At 63.9% G+C, this 18957-nt stretch carries 17 protein-coding genes; 5 read left to right on the plus strand and 12 right to left on the minus strand.

The features are described from left to right. Positions 1 to 50 precede the first annotated feature (50 nt). Entirely contained in the window at positions 51 to 1223 is a 1173-nt protein-coding gene (gene aroC, locus JJ896_16165; protein ID MBO6781191.1) for a chorismate synthase, read from the minus strand. Positions 1224 to 1331: 108 nt separating this feature from the next. Between aroC and JJ896_16170 the strand changes: the two genes are divergently transcribed. After that, positions 1332 to 1922: a GNAT family N-acetyltransferase gene (locus JJ896_16170; protein MBO6781192.1), complete on the plus strand. Its 591-nt coding sequence runs from the start codon at positions 1332 to 1334 to the stop codon at positions 1920 to 1922. Here the strand turns inward: JJ896_16170 and JJ896_16175 are convergent, their stop codons facing one another. Continuing rightward, a complete protein-coding gene (locus tag JJ896_16175; GenBank protein MBO6781193.1) occupies positions 1923 to 3641 on the minus strand; it encodes a hypothetical protein in 1719 nt (572 codons plus the stop codon). 145 nt (positions 3642 to 3786) lie between these two features. Continuing rightward, positions 3787 to 4068 carry a DUF427 domain-containing protein gene (locus tag JJ896_16180; GenBank protein ID MBO6781194.1) on the minus strand — a complete coding sequence of 94 codons (282 nt, stop codon included), beginning with the start codon at positions 4066 to 4068 and terminating at the stop codon, positions 3787 to 3789. A 17-nt stretch (positions 4069 to 4085) separates the two neighbouring features. Between JJ896_16180 and JJ896_16185 the strand changes: the two genes are divergently transcribed. Further along, positions 4086 to 4808: a hypothetical protein gene (locus JJ896_16185; protein ID MBO6781195.1), complete on the plus strand. Its 723-nt coding sequence runs from the start codon at positions 4086 to 4088 to the stop codon at positions 4806 to 4808. On the opposite strand, the gene JJ896_16190 is transcribed toward JJ896_16185, so the two are convergent. Beyond that, the gene (locus JJ896_16190) at positions 4783 to 5625 is read right to left on the minus strand and encodes an Hpt domain-containing protein (protein MBO6781196.1); all 843 of its coding nucleotides are present in this window, start codon (positions 5623 to 5625) and stop codon (positions 4783 to 4785) included. The genes JJ896_16185 and JJ896_16190 overlap by 26 nt on opposite strands. A 131-nt stretch (positions 5626 to 5756) precedes the next feature. Beyond that, entirely contained in the window at positions 5757 to 6857 is a 1101-nt protein-coding gene (locus tag JJ896_16195; GenBank protein MBO6781197.1) for a DUF3179 domain-containing protein, read from the minus strand. A gap of 108 nt (positions 6858 to 6965) precedes the next feature. On the opposite strand from JJ896_16195, the gene JJ896_16200 reads away from it, so the two are divergent. Next, complete coding sequence (locus tag JJ896_16200) at positions 6966 to 7406, plus strand: DoxX family protein (GenBank protein MBO6781198.1); 441 nt, start codon at positions 6966 to 6968, stop codon at positions 7404 to 7406. A gap of 18 nt (positions 7407 to 7424) precedes the next feature. On the opposite strand, the gene lhgO is transcribed toward JJ896_16200, so the two are convergent. The 7 genes from lhgO to JJ896_16235 all read right to left on the minus strand — a co-directional run bounded on the left by lhgO (position 7425) and on the right by JJ896_16235 (position 16237). Then, a complete protein-coding gene (gene lhgO, locus JJ896_16205; protein MBO6781199.1) occupies positions 7425 to 8624 on the minus strand; it encodes an L-2-hydroxyglutarate oxidase in 1200 nt (399 codons plus the stop codon). Further along, the gene (locus tag JJ896_16210; GenBank protein ID MBO6781200.1) at positions 8625 to 9935 is read right to left on the minus strand and encodes an aminotransferase class V-fold PLP-dependent enzyme; all 1311 of its coding nucleotides are present in this window, start codon (positions 9933 to 9935) and stop codon (positions 8625 to 8627) included. It lies immediately after the preceding gene. 68 nt (positions 9936 to 10003) lie between these two features. Further along, entirely contained in the window at positions 10004 to 10570 is a 567-nt protein-coding gene (locus JJ896_16215; GenBank protein MBO6781201.1) for a DUF3267 domain-containing protein, read from the minus strand. Further along, entirely contained in the window at positions 10545 to 10820 is a 276-nt protein-coding gene (locus tag JJ896_16220; protein ID MBO6781202.1) for a hypothetical protein, read from the minus strand. Before JJ896_16220 ends, JJ896_16215 begins: the two co-directional genes overlap by 26 nt. A 57-nt stretch (positions 10821 to 10877) precedes the next feature. Continuing rightward, the gene (locus JJ896_16225; protein MBO6781203.1) at positions 10878 to 12701 is read right to left on the minus strand and encodes a carbamoyltransferase; all 1824 of its coding nucleotides are present in this window, start codon (positions 12699 to 12701) and stop codon (positions 10878 to 10880) included. After that, positions 12668 to 13510, minus strand: a complete 843-nt coding sequence (locus JJ896_16230; protein ID MBO6781204.1) for a hypothetical protein — start codon at positions 13508 to 13510, stop codon at positions 12668 to 12670. Before JJ896_16230 ends, JJ896_16225 begins: the two co-directional genes overlap by 34 nt. 84 nt (positions 13511 to 13594) lie before the next feature. Further along, positions 13595 to 16237 (minus strand): valine--tRNA ligase, encoded by a 2643-nt coding sequence (locus tag JJ896_16235; protein ID MBO6781205.1) that lies wholly within the window; start codon positions 16235 to 16237, stop codon positions 13595 to 13597. A 199-nt stretch (positions 16238 to 16436) separates the two neighbouring features. Here JJ896_16235 and JJ896_16240 point away from each other — a divergent pair, with 199 nt between their 5' ends. Further along, complete coding sequence (locus JJ896_16240) at positions 16437 to 17567, plus strand: NAD-dependent epimerase/dehydratase family protein (GenBank protein ID MBO6781206.1); 1131 nt, start codon at positions 16437 to 16439, stop codon at positions 17565 to 17567. Further along, a complete protein-coding gene (locus tag JJ896_16245) occupies positions 17551 to 18684 on the plus strand; it encodes a beta-lactamase family protein (GenBank protein ID MBO6781207.1) in 1134 nt (377 codons plus the stop codon). Before JJ896_16240 ends, JJ896_16245 begins: the two co-directional genes overlap by 17 nt. Positions 18685 to 18957: the final 273 nt, after the last annotated feature.

Raw genomic sequence — 18957 nt, forward strand, 5'->3', positions numbered from 1 at the left:
CCAGGAACGCCGGTGCCCCCAGGCGCCGGCGTTTTTTTGTTGTCCGGTCCTCAGCGCGCAGCCTCGACGCGCTCGCGGATCTCATCGAACGAGTCCCCGCCGAACTTGCGCAGCACCGCGTTTGCCAGTACGACTGAGACGGTGGCCTCCGCAACGGTCGATGCTGCCGGCACGGAGGTCACGTCGCTACGCTCATACCTCGTAGGCTGCGACTCGCCACTGGCGATGTCCACAGTGCCGAGTGGCTTGATCAGTGTCGGAATGGGCTTCATGTACCCGCGGACGAGCACGGGCTGCCCGTTGGTCATCCCCCCCTCGATTCCACCAGACCTGTTTTGGGTTCGGCCGTATCCGCCGTTTTCGGCCGTGATGGGGTCGTGGATTTTCGATCCGGGTTCGGAGGCCGCAGCAATTCCGTCGCCGACCTCAACGGCCTTCTGTGCCTGTATGGACAGGATTGCCTGGGCCAACTGGCCGTCCAGGCGCCGATCCCAGTGGACGTAGGAGCCAAGGCCCACGGGAAGACCCGTGACGACAACCTCATAGGCTCCGCCGAGCGAATCCCCTGCCTTCTTGGCCGCTTTGATGTGATCGATGCACCGCGACGACAGATCGGGGTCCAGCATGCGTACCTCGCTTTCGTCCGCTGCCCGGTACAGCGAGCCCGCGTCGCCATGTTCGGCCACCACAGGTGCCCAGGCGCCGCTGTCGGGGTATCCCACCTCGCCAATGCGCACGACGTGGCTGCCGACCTCGATCCCGAGGCCCTTGAGGAACAGACGAGCCAGCGAGCAACAGGCCACGCGCATCGCCGTCTCCCGGGCGCTGGCGCGCTCGATCACGGGGCGGATGTCGTCGAAGCCGTACTTCTGGGTGCCAACCAGGTCGGCGTGGCCCGGTCGCGGCAGGGTCACCTTGTCTATGGAGTCTCCAGACCCCGACACCGACATCACCTCCGGCCAACCGGACTTGTCGCGGGTGTACGCCTCGTTGTCCAGCCGCATGGAGACCGGAGAGCCCATCGTCAGTCCGAACCGAATGCCGGAATAGATGTGGATGCGGTCCCGCTCAAACTTGGCCCTTCCCCCTCGTCCAAAACCAAGCCAGCGACGCCCGAGATGTTCGTTGATGGCTTCTGGTGTTACCGGCACACCCGCCGGCATGCCTTCGACGATTCCCAGCAGGGCTTCGCCGTGGGATTCTCCGGCAGTCAGGTAACGAATCATGGACAGGAAGTTGGATTCAGGCCCAAATTACCGCAAAAAGGCGCTTCCAGGGCCCGAACTTTCGCTCACAGCGTGAATTAGGGATGGTTCTATTGCTCCGGCGCGATGGCAGAAGCCGCTCCCCAACCGCTCAAGTTTGATATCCGGGTCGCAGGCTCGCACGACGTGCGATACGCCGAAGCGGTCTGCGAGTTGATTGAGGCCGCCGCCAAGATCCGTGGCACCGGTATTGCCAAGCGCCAACCGGAGTACATCGCCGGCAAGATGCAGAATGGCAACGCGGTAATCGCGCTCTGCGGTGAGGACCTGGCCGGGTTTTGCTACATCGAAACCTGGGACCATGCCCGGTACGTCGCCAACTCCGGCCTGATCGTATCGCCCGACTATCGGCGGCACGGCCTGGCGCGGCGCATCAAGCGGCGAGCGTTCCTGCTATCGCGAGAGCGGTATCCCGATGCAAAGCTGTTCGGGATCACGACCAGTCTGCCGGTCATGAAGATCAACTCGGACCTTGGGTATCGGCCGGTGACCTTCTCGGAGCTCACGCAGGACGACGTGTTCTGGCGGGGATGCCAGAGTTGTCCCAATCACGATGTACTGACGCGCACGAACAAGAAGCATTGCCTGTGCACCGGCATGCTGTTCGACCCCCACGCGCCGCCGCCGCCGCCGCCTCCGCCGGACGACGAGGACTGATCAGTCCATCTCCGCCAGTCGGGTCCAGGTCGGCTCCGACTGCTTGATGAGGTCCGCCAATGACATTGGGCGCAGGTCTGCGAGATCGCGGATCGGCCGGCGACGGGATGGGCCTGCCGGGGGCTCGACGGAGAGGTTTGTTGCGGGCAGCGTGCCTGCCGGGGGCTCGGCGCGAAGGTCCGCTGCGGGCGAGGTGGCTGCCGGGGGCTCGGCGGGAAGGTCCGTGGCGCGTGGCTCGGGCTCGACCGGGGGGCGCGCGACGGCGCGTTCCGGCCCGGCGGGATCGACCGCCATGGCCGCTTCCGTTTCCGCGGGAGTTCCGATGCCGAGGGTGCTTTCTGTGGAGGGTTGCTCTCCGCGATCGTAGACCCGACTGACGCTGAACGGGCGTGCCGCGATCGGCAGCGAGCGGGCGGAGGATTCGCCGATCTCCCCGGACGATGGGGTCTCGGGACTGGGCTCGGCCTCTGCTGCCGGCTCGGCGCTCAGTTCGGCCTCCGCGGCCAGCTCGGCGCGCAGCTCGGCCTCTGCGGCCGGCGAAAGGTCGGCGTCCAGCTCGGCCTCTGCGGCCGGCTCGGGGTGCAGCTCGGCCTCTGCGGCCGGCGACACGTCGACGCTCAGCTCGGCCTCCGCGGCCGGCTCGGCGCGCAGCTCGGCCTCAGGCGGTTCGATCGCGGCGACGAGGTCGATGACCCCTGAGTGTTCTTCCACGATCTCGATGTCCGTGTCCGCGACGATTCCCAGCGAAGCATCCGGCTCCACCACAATCTCAATCGAAGCATCGGGCTCGGACACCATCTCCAGCTCGGCGTCGACATCAGGCTCGACATCTCCCTTGGGCTCCACTTCCGCCTTGGCGGTGTGATCGGCCGTCGGACCCGCCAGAGACACCGACCCGAGCTCGGCGGCGGGTTCAAGCCAGTCCAGCACCACATCGCCCGCAGATGTGGCGTCCATCGCCTCATCCAACACGATATCGTCTCCGATCGGATGCAGGACTTCTTCCGACGGGCGCCTGGACGGCGCCTCATCCTCGCCGCGGGTCTCGGCCGGAATGCTTGCCTCCACCACAACTTCGGCCTCGGCCTCGACCTTGACCTCCAGGTCGGTAGCCTCGCGTTCCCCCACACTCTGCTCGGAAACCGCATCGGTCTCCGGCATGGTATCCAGCGCAAACTCCTGGACCAGCGCGACGCCTACCTCATCCTCAACCAGGACCTCACCACCCTCGAGTGCTTCCAGCTCGCTGGTGAGTTCAAGGTCTTCCTCGTACAGATCGTTGTGATCGCCCTCCGACACTTCCATGGGGGCAATGCCGATCCCCGGCGCGGACTCCGATTCAAACTTGGGCCACTCGCCCAGCTCTTCGTGGAAGAACCGCTCGTCGAGTGAGTCCCGTTCCTCCCGAGAGCTCTGCGAGGCTATTTCCACCTCATCTGCGGTGGGCAAGTCAGATCGCTCGACGCTTCCGGGCCCGCGCGCCTTGAGCCCCTCCGCGGCCGCTGACGCGATGCGGCGCAATCGATAGTCGATTTGCATACGCCAGATGCCTGGCGCCGTCACCTTGAGCGTGTGTTCCTCGCCGTCCTCCTTGGTCAAGACCAGATTGGCCGTGCGCGCGTTGTTTTTGCGCGTGACGAGCTCCACCTCATGCAGGTCCACCCGCTCCTGGATCCGGCGCGCCCCGCGCCACCCCGTGACGAGAATGGCGCGCGACATGAGTTTCGCCTTGCCCAACCACAGGCGATGGCCGTCAAAATGAGAGCAGGACGAACGGAGAGTCTCCAACGGGACGGAGTCAGGACGTGGAAGCGGTAACTACGAATACGTCCCGATTATTGAAATTCGCCCCCGTTTAACGCGCCTATTGGACCACTTTCACGCCTTTCCAGAATGCGACCCGCCCGGTGATCCGCTCTGCCGCGGGCTTGGGCTCGGGATAATACCAGGCCGCGTCGGTGTTGACCTGTCCATCGACCACGACATTCATATAGCTTGCCGTTCCTTTCCAGGGACACGCCGTGTGGGTCGTGCTTGGCTCAAAATGCTCTTTCCTTAACGATGACTCGGGGAAATAGTGATTGCCCTCGACGACCTCGGTGTCGTGCGATTCTGCGATGATCGTGTCCTGCCAGATTGCCTTCATGAGTGAACGTTTGATTCGTGGGTGAGCCGCAGGTCTTGCACAGCGACGACCATGTTGCGTGGGTCTACAAACCGGCCGGCATGCAGGTCCACCGTCAGCACCGGGCCGATTCCGGCCCTTTTCTGCTTCAATGGTTGCGGGACACGCTGGGATGTTACGTGCATGCCACCCACCGTCTGGACAAGCCGACCGCCGGACTCATGCTGTTTGCGCTGTCCCGGGAGGCCGCATCGCAGATCGGCATGGCGTTTCAGGAACGACGCGCCCGGAAGTGTTATCTGGCGCTGGTGCGTGGCCATCCGGCCGATGGGCTCATTGAGTACCCACTGCGCCCTCCGCGAGACAACCTGGACAGCCGCCCCGACACCGCGAAAGCTGCCGTCACCGACCTCCGGGTTCTGCAGATCTCGGAGATAGACCGCCCTGTGGGTCGCTACCAGACGGCGCGCTACGCGCTGGTCGAGCTACAGCCCGCCACGGGCCGACGTCACCAGCTCCGTCGCCACCTCAAGCACATCTTCCACCCGATCGTCGGCGACCGCAAGTACGGAGATCGGGACCACAACCGCTTCGCAGAGTCTCTGGGATTCACCCGGCTTGCCCTGGTCTCTACGGGACTCAACATTCCATCGCTGGACCTGTCTCATGCATGTCTGCCGGACTCCCAGTGGAGGGCGATGGGCTCTGCTCTGGGACTCGGCCTGACGCCGCCCCTCAGCGTGCCGCCAGAATCTTGTTGATGGCAGAAATCGCCCTTTCGCACCCGCGCACACCCATGCGGACGCGGCTCAGGTCCCCCTGCTCGGCCGCCTGCTCGATCTCCTCCAGCAGCGCATCGAGTCGTTCGGCGCCGGCTGTGCGAGCGGTGGAGCGGAGCTTGTGGGCGTGGTAGACCACATCGCCCGCTGTTTCGTGGATCAGGGCCTCAAACAACTTCTCGCTGCCTGCGGAGAGTTCCGTAATGCACAGGTCGAGCATGTGGCGAACAAACGTCGGGTCGCCCATGGCCATCGCTTCCAGGAACTTGACGTCGACCGTGATCGGCCCCAGGTCCGGTACATCCTCGATCAACTCGAATCGAGATGTGAGCTTGCTGGATAGCTCCGCCAGCTTTAGCTGTACCCCGTCCACTTCGGCATTTTCATCGCGCAGGTTCAGTGCGAGAATCAGGTGGTGTTCCTGGGCGAACAACACGAACACACCGGCCGCGCCGCGTCTGCTTAGCAAACCGGACGGCGGCTGGTCGCAGGCCATCCACCCGAATGCGCCCACCGAGCGCGCCCACTCTGCCGTTTCGTGGTCGGCATCGATGACACGCGCCGTCCTTCCCTCAGGCACCGCCTTCACGAGTTCGTAGCCCTCGCCAGGATCACGATGCAGATAGCCGTCTCGCACCCAGAGAGCCACATAGTCCACCCCTTCAGAACCAGCCAACTCATCCACGAACGCCCGACACATGCCACGCAACGTGGACCTGGTGGGGCGCAGTTCTTCCTTCGATACCGGCTGCATGCCGGGCCGGAGGCCGCGAGGTTTATGTGGGGCTGCGTTCGCCATGGTCGGATGTCGATGAGCCGCGCACACAGCACGACTGGTCTCTTGATCGGCTGAAGAAGCCAAAAGACAAGCCCACGCCGAAGGCTTTCGGCGACCGACGCAACCTGCGACCGGCCGAATCGAGGCGGTTCTCAGAGTCGGAAGAGGTCGGTCTCGGGCTTCATCACAAACCACGCAAACGCAAAGACGTCCGCATGCGTCAGGGGCGTCAACTCGCTGCCCGCCAGCGGCCCTGAGACGCCGCGGCCGGCGATATTCCATCGGGTACGAGTCTCCAGGTCCTCGAATTCGTCGCCTGCGGGGCGAAAGGTCAACACCCGATCACCCAGCCGACGGGAAAACACACCGGTGGATCCGATTACCCTGGATTGGGCGATGCGTTCGTCGTCGAGTGCAGACCTCGCGCCGTCGGCTGTGTGGAAAACCACGAGCGGTTCGCCGGCAAGCTCATCATTGATGACGCGACGACTCCGCGTGATGTCGTGCGCGTAGGCCCGACTCCGCGAGCCGATTTCCACGCCGACCACTTTCTCCATCGGCGGCAACCTGTCGTCCACGGCACCCTTGAAGAGCCACGGCCGCTGCTCAACGTCATCGTAGCCCACGTACGGGTTCTTTCCGTAGTCGCGGCGGTGACCCGTGTCCCGCGACAGCACGACCCCCTCAGGAAACGCGCCCCGGAATTCAGCGAAGGACACAATCTGCGCCGGCACCCGGTCCAGTACTCTTCCGGTCATGGCTCCGACCAGGGCCTCGCCGGTCAATTGCTGCCACAACGAGTGGGTTTGCCGATCGTACATCACCAGATCCGAGTGTCGCAGCATCCCGGACACCGCGAAGTCGAGCGCCTCTCCGTCCACCGTGCGAAAGAATGCAATCGCTGAATAGCACAGCGGGCAGAACGTGACCGTGATCGCGCGGCCCTCGATCTCGTCGTTGACGATCTCATGCCACGTGAGGATTTGCAACGGGTAGGCCCTCGCCTCTGCGCCGAGGCGGATCTGGATCACGGGCTCGCCGTCCGCCAGCCACTCCCCCGCTGCGGAGGCGGAGATGAATCGGGGACTATCCACAGCCGGAATGGCACCTCGGGGCACATTCACTTCCAGCTCGGAGAAGGCAATGCTTGACCGCCCCCAATCGGTGCGCCACCCGTCTTCTCCAAACGGTAGCCGCGGCTGGGCTGTGACGCTCGGCACCACCAGCAGAATCAGAAACCACATCGCTCGCATGGGTCTCTGATTGCACCGGCCGGCCGCCGTTACAACCGTGTCGTTCACGTGCCTTGTCAGGAGTTGCTCCGTGCGCCTACTATGTGCCACGCACTCAGCCACCTTGCCATGCAGTACATACCCCTCGCGGGGCGCGTTTTCTATTCGGCCATCTTTCTCATGTTCGGGCTGAGCCACTTCACGCAGACCGCCGTCATGGCGGAGTTCGTTCCGTCCTACCTGCCGGCGCCGACGGTGATCGTGATCGTTACCGGGTTCATGATCGTTTCCGGCGGGCTGATGATTCTCCTGGGCTATCGGGCCAGGACCGGCGCGCTTCTGCTGGTCATCTTCCTGATTGCGGTCGTGCTCATGGTGCACCTGCCGGGTTTTGCCGAGGGTGATCAGGTCGCCACCGGCAACTTCATGCGGGATCTCGCCCTGGCCGGCGCTGCTCTCATGATCCGGTACTTCGGGTCCGGTCCCAAGAGCCTGGATGAGCGGGAAGCCGCGGTGGAGGCGGCCTACCCTGGCGGACCCTCCGCGCGACAGGGCTCCCCTCTTCGCTGAACGCGCGCCTGCAGCCGCTCAGGCCGCCCTCGCCGCCGCGACCCGATCGGCGATGGTGCGTCCGATCTGCAGCCCTGCCGTGGCGGCCGGAGACGGAGCGTTGCAGACGTGGATCTGATGCGGACGTTCGAGAATGAGGAAGTCGTCCGCCATGGAGCCATCCGGCATGACCGCCTGCGCGCGAATGCCTGACGGCGCCGGCTTCAGGTGCTCCTTCCGTACCGCGGGAATCAGTCGCTGCAGCTGCTTGAGGTACTGTCCCTTGAAGAGGGCGCAACTCAATTCGTGGATGCCCTGCCGCCAATGCTCCGACATGAGGTGGCGGAATCCGCTGTACCGCAGGTAGTCCCACATATCGAGCAGGTTGACCTGGGGAATGCGGTACCCTTCCCGGGCAAACGCCAGCAGAGCGTTCGGTCCGCACTCCACTCCCCCGTTGACCATGCGCGTGAAATGCACGCCCAGAAAGGGGTACGCCGGGTTCGGCACGGGGTAAATGAGAGTATTGCAGAGGTGCTCTGCCTCCGGCGCCAACTCGTGGTAGTGACCCCGGAATGGCACGATGCGCAGCCCGGGGTTGACGCCTCCCATACGGGCGATGCGGTCCGAGTGCAGTCCCGCGCAGTTCACGAAGAGCGAGGCTTTCAGGTCGCCCTGGCTGGTGCCGACCACCATGCCCCCCGACTCCTGACGGAGATCCCGCACGGCCGTGCCCTTGCGGATCTCAACGCCTAGTTCGGTAGCCCTTTCCGCAATGCGCGTACAGACGGCGGCATAGTCGGTGATTCCGGCATCCTCCACGTGCACGGCGGCCAGGCCGGTCACGTGTGGTTCGTGCTCCCGGAGCCCATCGGCCGTAACCCAGGAACAGGCGACCCCATTGGCCTGCCCGCGCTCAAAAATCCCCCTGAGTCGCGCTACCTCGTCTTCGGTAACCGCCACGATGACCTTGCCGCACATGTCATACGGCAGGTTTTCCCGCTCGCAGAACTCCACGAGTGTTCGACGCCCGACCGTGCAGTTTCTGGCTTTCAGGGAGCCGGGTTTGTAGTAGATGCCCGAATGGATGACGCCAGAGTTGCGGCCGGTCTGATGGGCCGCCAGTCGGTCCTCCTTCTCCAGGACAACGATGGGGCCCAGCCCGTCCTGCGCCAGGCGATAGGCCGTCGATAGTCCTACGATGCCGCCGCCGGCTACGGCGACCTCAAACTGTTCCATCTACGCCTTGTACTTGTCGGGCAGGCCATGATTCAGGAGGTACTGCATCGCATCGACAAAGCGATCCAGTTCCTCGAGGGTGGTGTACACGTTCGGCGTAATGCGATTGCCCTCAAACTCGGCGTGCTTGATCGGGGTAACGATGATGCGGTGCCGATCCCAAAGAAAACGACCGATGGCCGCACAGTCGATGCCGTCCACGTCCACGACGCCGATGCCACAACTCTGGCCCGGCTTCAAGCTGGTCTGCAGGGTGACGCGCGGATCCTCTAGCAGCGTATCCGCCCAGTAGCGGGTCAGATAGCGCAGACGTTCGGTCTTGCGATCGGCGCCGATACCCTGGTGGAAGGTCAGCGCCTCACCGATGGCCAGGTAGTTTGCGGCCGGATGGGTACCGATCTCCTCGAACTTGCGAATATCGCCGTCCATCTTTTCGGGCGCGGCCATCATCGGCCACAGCCCCGGGATCTTGTCCTTGCGCACGTACAGCATGCCGGTACCGTGCGGGGCAAAGAGCCATTTGTGCAGGCTGGTTGCGTAGTAGTCGCAGTCCAGGTCCTCATGCTTGAAGGTGAAGTGCGCAAACGAGTGGGCGCCGTCCACAATCACCGGAATGTCGTACCGGCGGGCCATGTGCACGACTTTCTTCACGGGCAGGATCTGCCCGGTGATATTGACGATGTGGCACATGAGGATGGCCTTGGTGCGCGGCGTGATGTGCTCTTCAAACAGCCGCACCACCTCGTCGTCATCTTCAGCCGGGATCGGCAGCGGAAATTGTACCAGCTTGATGCCTTCGCGGCGTTCACGCTGCTGGAAGGTCGTGATCATGCGCCCATAGTCATGGGTCGTCGTCAGCACCTCATCGCCCGCCCGCAGGTCGATGCCCAGTTGGCAAATCTGTAGGCCCTCCGACGCGTTTCTGGTCAGTGCAATCTCCTCGCCGTCGGCGCCGAACTCCCGGGCGATGCGCTGTCGCACGCCCTCCCGCTGGGGCTCCAGAATGCGCCACATGGTGTACACCGGCGCTTTGTTGGAATAGTCCAGGTGCCGCTTCATGGCGTCCTGAACCACCGCCGGGGCCGGGCTGACACCGCCGTTGTTCAGATTGACCAGGGACCGGTCCACCGTCCAGGCCTGCTGGATTCGGTACCAGAATTCCTCATCCGTGGCCAGTTCCTCGGGCGTGCCCGGCCAGGCGTTCAGGGTTTCGAGAAGGGCCGGGATGCCGGCTGGATTCAGGGCGGCGGTGGCGACGGCAGCTGCGGCCGGTCTCCCCACCGCGCCCAGGAAGGCGCGTCGCGAGTACATGGGTGCGCTGGGAGGTGCTCAGACCGGCAAGGTAACGGCTGGTCCCGGCTTGCCAAAGTGCTACCGTCTCAGGGCAGCACAATGCACCCGACTTCTTCCGAGTGATCGATGATCAGCGCATCCGACGGCACGTCTCGAATCAGTCGCAGGATGGCCCAATCGCCAACGGCCGACACCAGCATGAGGTACCCGAACATGGTCGCAAACGCATGGTTGGTCGAGATGCCGTAGAGCACGGGCGCGACTCCCAGCACGAAACCGGGCAGCGCGAGAATGAAGCGATACCAGCGCGCCGTCACCGGACGGTCCCCGTGCACGAACACCACACCGTCGCGCCAGCGCACCCCGAAGTGCAGCTCGCCCAACCGGACGCCGGCGGCGAGCATGGGCAGAATGTGAAGCAATTCGTGCACCACAATCGCAACCACGTAGGCAACCAGCAGCCACAAACCGGCCTGCGCCCAGGCATCCGCGCTCGCGTGAGGCCATCCCCAGATGACCAAGTGAAGGCCCAGCGTGGCCAGAGTCAGCGGGGCCAGTCCCCGCCAGAGGATCGACAGGATTTCGTCTACGCTGAGCGTGCGCTCGTCGCCTTCAAGCGTCGCGGCATCAGGCTGCAAGCGTTGGGAAGACATCGTACAGCGAACGGCCCATGAAATAGATGGCGAGCATGGTCAGTACGAATACCAGGGTTACGAGTGCCGGAGGACGATAGACCTCCTCCAGAAGCCGATCCCCGTAGTACCGATCGTCTTCCTCGTACCGCTCCATGCGCTCGTCGCGGTAGCGTTCGAGGTCGGCGTCCTGGTACCGCTCGATGCTCTGTGTCTGTTCGTTTGCTGCCATGAGTCCGTGAATGCCGTCCGGGCATGCTTCGTCCTTCAAGGATACGTGCGAAAAGGCCGATTTCGCGCTCCGGGTGGGATGAATTCGACCGACCGCTCAGTCCAGCCCAAAAGCCGCGGCTACCTGCTCTGCATCCATAAGCTCGGCGTCGGCCTCGGGAATCATCTCCTTGGTCACCAGGAAAGGGCCCAGGACCAGAGCGTCCATGTGCGTGTGCCGAAAACATCGGTAGGCATCCTGGGGCGTACATACGATGGGCTCTCCGCGCACATTGAAGCTGGTATTCACCAGGACCGGACAGCCCGTCCTCTGCTCAAACGCACGCAACAGCGCGTGGTAACCGGGATTGCTTTGCGCACTGACGGTTTGCACGCGTGCCGAGCCGTCCACGTGGGTCACCGCCGGAATGCGTGAATCGATGTGCTGCAGCCGGTCCAGTCCCTCACCTTCAATGCGGGCATCCCGGACATCGCACACCAGCAGCATGTAGGGACTCTCGGCCTCGAGGTCGAATTCCTGCGCCGTGCGCTCAGCGAGCACGCTCGGCGCAAACGGCCGAAAGCTCTCACGGAACTTGATTTTCAGGTTCACGCGTCGTTGCACCTCCCGACCGCGCGGGTCCGCCAGGATGGATCTGTTTCCGAGCGCGCGGGGTCCGAACTCCATGCGGCCGTCAAACCGGCCTACCACCTTGCCGGACGCCAGCACCTCGGCGATCTCCTCCGCAGGCTGTTCCATGCGGCGAAACGGGATGTCCTCTTCCTGCAGAAAGGCCCGCAATTCCGAATCTGACCAGGCGGGGCCGAGATACGCGCCCTGCATGGCATCTGAAGGGTCCTCCCGCGGAGCTCCGCCGTGCAGATACCAGGCCGCCAGCGCCGCACCCAGCGCTCCCCCAGCATCGCCGGCTGCCGGCTGGATCCAGAGCCGTTCGAACGGGCTCTCGCGCAGCAGGCGACCGTTGGCCACGCAGTTCAGGGCGACACCCCCGGCCAGGCACAGGTTCGAAGCGCCGGTCTCGCGATGGGCCTCCGCGGCCAGAAGCAGCATGGCCTGCTCGATGACCACCTGCACGCTACGCGCGAGATCCATCTCCCGGCGGGTCAGCGGCGACTCGGGATCGCGTCGCGGCCCGTCGAAAAGTCGCTCGAACGACCGCCCGGTCATGGTCAACCCGGTCGCGAACGTGAAATGGTCCATGTTCAGGCGGAAGGACCCATCGTCCCGGAGGTCGATCAGGTGATCCCTAATAGCCTTCACGTAGCTCGGCTCGCCGTAGGGAGCGAGCCCCATGAGCTTGTATTCGCCGGAGTTGACCCGGAACCCGCAGAAGTAGGTGAACGCCGAGTAGAGCAGGCCCAGCGAGTGCGGAAAATGCAGCTCCTTGCTGAGCGTGAGACTGTTGCCGCGCCCCAGCCCCATGGACGTGGTGGTCCATTCGCCGACCCCATCGGTCGTGACTACCGCGGCCTCGGCAAACGGAGAGGGAAGAAACGCGCTGGCGGCGTGGCTGAGGTGGTGCTCGGGGTAGAGGATCTGCCCTGAGTAGTCGAGCTCCTTTTCGATGAGCTCCGGAATCCACAATTTGCGCCGCAGCCAGATGGGCATGGATTCCAGGAACGAACGCAGGCCGCGTGGTGCGAAACTTACGTACGTCTCCAGGAGCCGCTCAAAGGTCAGGAAAGGCTTGTCGTAGAAAGCCACCGCATCCACATCGCCCATTTCGATCCCTGCCTCACCCAGGCAGTACGCGATCGCGTGGGATGGGAAAGACGGATCGTGCTTGCGCCGGGTAAACCGTTCCTCCTGGGCAGCCGCTGTGATGCGGCCATCCTGCACCAGGCAGGCCGCGGCGTCGTGATACCAGCAGGAAAGGCCGAGAATGTTCACTTCCCGAAGTGATAGGCGAAGCTGAGCCACGGAATGGCCGGAAAGTCGGCATCCTCGCCCACAACGCCCACCAATCCGAGATCAGCCGCCAGTCCGGAGCCGAAGAAGCGCACGCCTGCGATAACCACCGCGCCAGCCGCCAGCGTCGGGACGAGATAGGATTCGACCATGAGTTTGGTCCGCCGGCTGGTTACACGCTCCAGGCCCAGGAGGACGACAGGGTTGGCATCTACCTCACCGTCTGCGAAGCCGAGCCCGGCGCCGACAGTGAACGCCTTGTCGGGGGCACCGCGGGTCCAGGCACCGTACATCACGCCCGCTCCCCCGCCGTCTCCAAAGCCGGCCAGCACCCCGATACTGCTTTGCGTGCGCCCTGAATTGGAGATGCCCAACCTTGGGGCGACCCAGACCACATCGCCAAAGGCCTGTGGCATGAGCAGGGTGCCGCCGGCCATGGTGAAGCGATCCGTGATACCATAGGCTGCAAACCCGAAAAAGACGTAGTAGGCCGCCAGATAGCCCTCCGACTTCTCGAGACTTCGCCCGGTCGGACCGAAGAATAGGCGCGATCCATGGGGGTCGAATCTGCGCAGTTCTCCATCGTCGACCCGGCCGCTGATACGTCTTCGCGAGGCGATTTCCGACTTCAGGATTCGGACTTCCGAGCCTCCCAGCGTGCGGAGCATGACCACCTCATCGTCTTCTGAGGTGACCGAGCCGACGAACCTGGAGCCGTCCCGGAGCTCGATTTCGGTCAGAACCTGTACCGAATCCGTGCGCGCCTGTCCGGAGACGGCAACGGCGGGGACCAGCAGAAGGCAAAGCAGGAGATAACGCATGGCCGACAGAATAGGTGATGCCGCCGAGAACGCAACCGCGCCCCACAGCGGATGGGGAACTCCCCCGTGCAGGTCCCGCGACTGCTAGCCCAGCTCAGCCAGAGTCGCCTGAAGTTTCTCGACCTCCACCCTCGCATCGGAGGCCTTCTGGCGCTCTTTCTCAACCACGGCGGGAGGAGCCTTCGAAACGAACTGCTCGTTCTGAAGCTTGCGGGTCACGCCGGCCAGAAACTTCTCTTTCTGCTCGATTTCCTTGCGCAGCCGGTCCCGCTCGGCATCCAGATCCACCATGCCGGCCAGGGGCACGTAGACCTGATGCGCGCCGACGACAAACGCGGCCGATGCCTTTGGCCGATCCATGCCCACACCAACCGTAAGGTCGCTGACGCGGGCAAGCTTCGTGAAGTAGTCGGCGTTGGCTTCGAGCTCGGTTGCAAGGGCCTGGTTGTCGACGCTTATCGTCGCGGCGATTTCCTTGCCCGGCCCGACGCCGTACCGCGACTTGACGTTGCGCATGCCCGAGATCATCTCCTGGATGAGCGCGAATGTCTCCACCGCGGCGCCGTCGACCTCGGCTGTATCGGCCTGCGGCCACGCCTGGTGCATGAGGCTCTCGCCGTCCTCCCGTCCGCGCAGCTGCCACCACAGATCCTCCGTGATGAACGGCATGAAGGGGTGCAGGAGGTGCAGCATCGTATCGAAGAGATCGCTGGCCAGCGCGATCGCGCCGCGGTCCATCTGCTCCCCATACGGCGGCTTTACCAGCTCCAGGAACCAATCGCAGTAGTCGCCCCAGAACAGGGTGTAGATGCGAGTCAGCGCTTCATTCAGGCGATAGCGCTCCAGGTCTTCCTCGACGGCGGCAATGGTCTGATTGACGCGGCTCACCATCCAGCGCTCGACCAGCGACAGGTCCTCAAAGGAGCGGCTCCGGGCGTAGGTCTGCCCCTCCTCACGGAACTGCCCGAACACGTTGAACGCGTTCCAGATCTTGTTCGCAAAGTTGCGCCCCATTTCGAAGCGCGTCGGATCCAGTTTGATGTCCTGCCCCTGCGCGCAGAGGATGGTCAGGGAGAATCGAACCGCATCGGCCCCGTACTGCTCGATCATCTCCAGCGGATCGATGCCGTTGCCGAGGCTCTTGGACATCCACCGGCCGTGCTTGTCCTTGATCATCCCCGTGATGAAGATGTCGCGGTACGGCGGCTCGCCGGTGAAATGCAGGCCCGCCATGATCATGCGGGCAATCCAGAAGAAGAGGATGTCGTAGCCGGAAACCAGGACTGAGCCAGGGTAGAAGTACTTCAGGTCCTCCGTCTCGTTGGGCCAACCCAGGGTCGCAAACGGCCACAGCCAGGAGCTGAACCACGTGTCGAGCACGTCCTCGTCCTGCACCATACCGGGCTCGGGCTGGTCGACGGACACCTTGAATCCTTTCGATTCGTCGATCTCGCCCTGTACGTCCAGCCAGTACCAGACTGGAATCCGGTGGCCCCACCAAAGCTGGCGGCTGATGGTCCAGTCCCGGATGTTCTCCAGCCAGCGGAAGTACTCGTTCTCCCAGCGCTTCGGATGAAACTTGATGGTGCCGTCGCGCACGGCCTCCAGCGCGGGCTCCGCGAGCGGCTTCATGCGCACGAACCACTGCCGGCTGATCAGCGGTTCGATCACCGCCTTGGACCGGCTGGAGATCGGCACGGTGGTCCGGTACTCCTCGATCTTCTCGAGCAGTCCGGCCGTTTCCAGGTCCTCGACGATCTTTTTGCGCGCATCGAAGCGGTCCATGCCCTCGTAGGTGCCGCCGTGCTCATTGATGGTCGAGTCCGGGTTCATGATCGAGATGATCTCCAGCCCGTGCTTCTGACCGATCTCGAAGTCGTTCTTGTCGTGACCGGGGGTCACCTTCAGCGCGCCCGCGCCAAACTCTGATTTGACGTAGTCGTCCGCGATGATGGGAATCTCACGTCCGACAAGCGGCAGCACCGCCTTCTGTCCGATGAGGCCGGCGTAGCGCTCATCCTCCGGATGCACAGCAATCGCCGTGTCGCCCAGCATCGTCTCGGGACGCGTGGTCGCAATCGTGATATGCCCATCGCCCGAAGCCAGCGGGTAGCGGATGTACCACAGGTGCCCGTCCCGCTCGACGTTGTCCACCTCTTCGTCCGAGATGGCCGTCATGTCGACGGGGCACCAGTTGATGAGGTACTCGCCGCGGTAGATCAGGTCCTGCTCATAGAGGCGCACGAAGACGTCCTGCACCGCGCGCGAGAAGCCTTCGTCCATGGTGAAGCGCTCCTTGGACCAGTCCGCCGAGTCACCCAGACGGCGCTTCTGCTGCAGGATGATCCCGCCGTACTCCTCCTTCCAGGCCCAGACTTTCTCGACGAACTTTTCGCGGCCGAGGGCATGCCGATCCTGCCCGGTCTCCTTCTTCAGCGTGCGCTCGACGACGTTCTGGGTAGCGATGCCGGCGTGGTCCATGCCCGGCAACCACAGCGCCTCATCCCCCTTCATGCGGCGGATGCGCGTGATGGCATCCTGCACCGTGTCCTGCAGCGCGTGCCCCATGTGCAGCCGCCCCGTCACGTTGGGCGGCGGCATGACGATCACGTGCGGATCCGTGTCGGGATTCGGGCTCGTGCGGAAGAGGTCATGGGACTCCCAGTACTTGTACCACTTCTGCTCGATGGCATGCGGGTCGTACGAGGGGCGCTTTTCCTGGGACATGGTCCGGGCGATGGGGGGAGTGCTTCGGGTTGAGAATGGCGCCAACCGTCCGTCTTGGGCGCGGTTTCAGGGCCGCATGGTATTCGTGGAGGCTTGGCGAGGGTGGTCGTTGCCGCCGCGTCCCGTCAGCCGTGCATGTAACCCGGGCGCCGTTGCCTCGTCCTCCTATCTTTTGAGTGTCAAACTCTCGAGAGCTCCCATGACCATTGACCGCAGGCGTTTCCTTGGATCGGCATTGCTCGGAGGATCGGCGCTCATGGCTGCGCCGGGGATGGTGGCCAAAGCGGCCCGGCGCCGCTCGATGCGCATCCTGATCCTCGGCGGCACCGGCTTCATCGGACCGCACATGGTCCAGACGGCGATCGACCGCGGGCATACCGTGACGCTTTTCAACCGTGGGCGTACGAACACCCATCTCTTCCCGGGGGTGGAGAAGCTGGTAGGAGACCGCAATGGCCAGTTGGAGGCGCTGGAAGGCCGGTCCTGGGATGTTGTGATCGACAACAGCGGCTACTACAAGTCTCACGTGCGCATGTCGGCGGAGGCTCTGAGAGACTCGGTGGATCACTACCTGTTCACCTCCACCATCGATGCGTATCGGGATTTCAATACCCCGTTCTTCGACGACTCCTATCCCCTGCATCCGGCGGATCCCGACCGGCCGGACGACCCCCGTCGATTCTACGGGCAGTTGAAGGCCGACTGCGAGCGCATCGTCCGGGAGATCTATCCGAACAACTCGACCCAGGTGCGTCCGGGCTGGATCGTCGGTCCTGGCGACAACAATCACCTGATGACCTATTGGGTGGTGCGCATCAATCGGGGCGGTGAGGTGCTGGCTCCCGGATCACCGGATGATTACATGCAGCTGACTGATGCGCGCGATCTGGCCGAGTGGTACATCCACATCGCCGAAAACCAGGTCTTTGGTCAGTTCAGTGCGGTCGGGCCCGTGATGACATGGGCGGAATGGCTGTATGGCATGCGGGCCGTGACGCCGGCCGATGTGAAATTCACTTGGGTCGACGCGGATTTCCTGCTGGAGCACGATGCCAAACCCTGGACCGACATTCCCATCTGGTGGCCGACGCGCAACAACTGGGGACCGCCCTCCTATGGAGGCATTGTCGGCGGGGAGGGCGCGTTTTCCATTGACGGATCGAAGGCCCGGGCCCACGGTCTGAACCACCGTACCGTGGCAGACACGGCCAAATCGACGTTGGACTGGTACTGGCAAACGTTCGACGCCTGGCCGGAGGACCGGAGGCCGGGCTTTTCGGCAGCGAGGGAGCGGGAGCTGCTCGAGGCGTGGCATGCAACGCAGGGCTAGGTTCGTCCTTCTGGCGGTGCTCCTGTGCGCTCCGCCGGCACTCGCGCAGTCGAGTGCCGAGCTCGAGCGTGTCTTGTCGGCAGCGCTTGACGAGACGGGGGTGCCGGGATTGCGGGCGGCGATTCGCCTGCCGGACGGCCGGGTCGTAACCGGCGCGGTGGGGGTGGCCGACAAACAGACCGGCCAGCCGCTGGATGATCTGATCGGCATGCCGGGCGGAAGTACCGGGAAGACCTTCGTCGCAGCCCTGACCATGCTGTTGGTGGAGGACGGCACGCTCAGTCTTCGGGATCACGCTTCGAAGTGGATCGGAGACCGGGACTGGTTTGATCGACTTCCGAATGCAGATGAGATCCGGATCCACCATCTCCTTTCCCATAGCTCGGGAATTGGCGACTACCCGGCTACCATGCGGTTCAACATGGCCATGGTGTCCCGCGCCGTTCGTAGCGGCAGCGCCTATTTCGAACCGGAAGAGCTGATCCGCTTCGGGCTGGACCGAAAGCCGTATCACGAGCCTGGAGACGGGTATGTCTACACGGACATCGGCTATCTGCTGCTGGGCCTGATTATCGAGCAGGCTTCCGGGGATGAGTATTACACCCTTCTGGAGGAGCGCATTCTCGATCCGCATGGCTTGTCCAGGGTACGCGCGCAACGGGAATCCGTGCTGCAGGACATCGCGACCGGATACTCCGGCCGAGGCAGCACGATCAAGAAAGACGGACGCATGAAGTTCGACCCGCGCTCGGAGTGGACCGGAGGCGGATTGGTCACGACACCGACCATGCTGGTTGAGTTTATGGCGGCCCTCGGCGAAGGCCGGATTGTCTCACCGGACAGCTTCCGCCGCATGGTGGAACTCGGCTGGCAGAATCCGGAGCACCCGGCATTTCACTACGGTCTGGGCCTGTTCGTGGACAACCACGGCGAGACGCTCAGCCACGGTGGGCTCTGGCCGGGTTTCCGATCGCACATGGTCTACGACGTGCCGACCGGCATTGCGGTAGCCATTCAGACCAACCGCGACAATCGGGTTGACCTGGAGGGCTTGTCGGCGCGCGTGGCGGAGGTGGCATCGGCGGAAATGGCTGCGCGGATCCGGGCCGCGATGTGAGGGCTGGGCGCTGGGGCGGGGCGGGCGCGACGGTCGGGGCGCGGCGGGGCGGAGCGCGGCGGGCGCGACGGTCGGAGCGCGGCGGGGCGCTGGGGCGCGGCGGGGCGTTCGGGCGCGGCGGTCGGGGCGCGGCGGGGCGCTGGGGCGCCCCGGGAGTGGAATAGCGCCCCCGGATTACACAACGCTGAGCGCTGGGGGGGTAGATTCTCGTCTAGTTGAAACTAGATATAGCAAGGGGTTCCTTCCCGGGTGAGTTACGACGTCACCAGAAAG

Source organism: Rhodothermales bacterium (assembly GCA_017643395.1).
Classification (GTDB): Bacteria; Bacteroidota; Rhodothermia; order Rhodothermales; family UBA10348; genus JABDJZ01.

Bases quoted from the DNA above. Each gene is read 5' to 3' on its own strand.
- JJ896_16180 (MBO6781194.1), bottom strand. From the start codon at position 4,068: ATGAAGGCAATCTGGCAGGACACGATCATCGCAGAATCGCACGACACC.
- JJ896_16190 (MBO6781196.1), bottom strand. From the start codon at position 5,625: ATGGCGAACGCAGCCCCACATAAACCTCGCGGCCTCCGGCCCGGCATG.
- JJ896_16200 (MBO6781198.1), top strand. From the start codon at position 6,966: ATGCAGTACATACCCCTCGCGGGGCGCGTTTTCTATTCGGCCATCTTT.
- JJ896_16195 (MBO6781197.1), bottom strand. From the start codon at position 6,857: ATGCGAGCGATGTGGTTTCTGATTCTGCTGGTGGTGCCGAGCGTCACA.
- JJ896_16175 (MBO6781193.1), bottom strand. From the start codon at position 3,641: ATGTCGCGCGCCATTCTCGTCACGGGGTGGCGCGGGGCGCGCCGGATC.
- JJ896_16170 (MBO6781192.1), top strand. From the start codon at position 1,332: ATGGCAGAAGCCGCTCCCCAACCGCTCAAGTTTGATATCCGGGTCGCA.
- JJ896_16215 (MBO6781201.1), bottom strand. From the start codon at position 10,570: ATGTCTTCCCAACGCTTGCAGCCTGATGCCGCGACGCTTGAAGGCGAC.
- JJ896_16230 (MBO6781204.1), bottom strand. From the start codon at position 13,510: ATGCGTTATCTCCTGCTTTGCCTTCTGCTGGTCCCCGCCGTTGCCGTC.
- JJ896_16235 (MBO6781205.1), bottom strand. From the start codon at position 16,237: ATGTCCCAGGAAAAGCGCCCCTCGTACGACCCGCATGCCATCGAGCAG.
- JJ896_16210 (MBO6781200.1), bottom strand. From the start codon at position 9,935: ATGTACTCGCGACGCGCCTTCCTGGGCGCGGTGGGGAGACCGGCCGCA.
- lhgO (MBO6781199.1), bottom strand. From the start codon at position 8,624: ATGGAACAGTTTGAGGTCGCCGTAGCCGGCGGCGGCATCGTAGGACTA.
- JJ896_16240 (MBO6781206.1), top strand. From the start codon at position 16,437: ATGACCATTGACCGCAGGCGTTTCCTTGGATCGGCATTGCTCGGAGGA.
- JJ896_16245 (MBO6781207.1), top strand. From the start codon at position 17,551: ATGCAACGCAGGGCTAGGTTCGTCCTTCTGGCGGTGCTCCTGTGCGCT.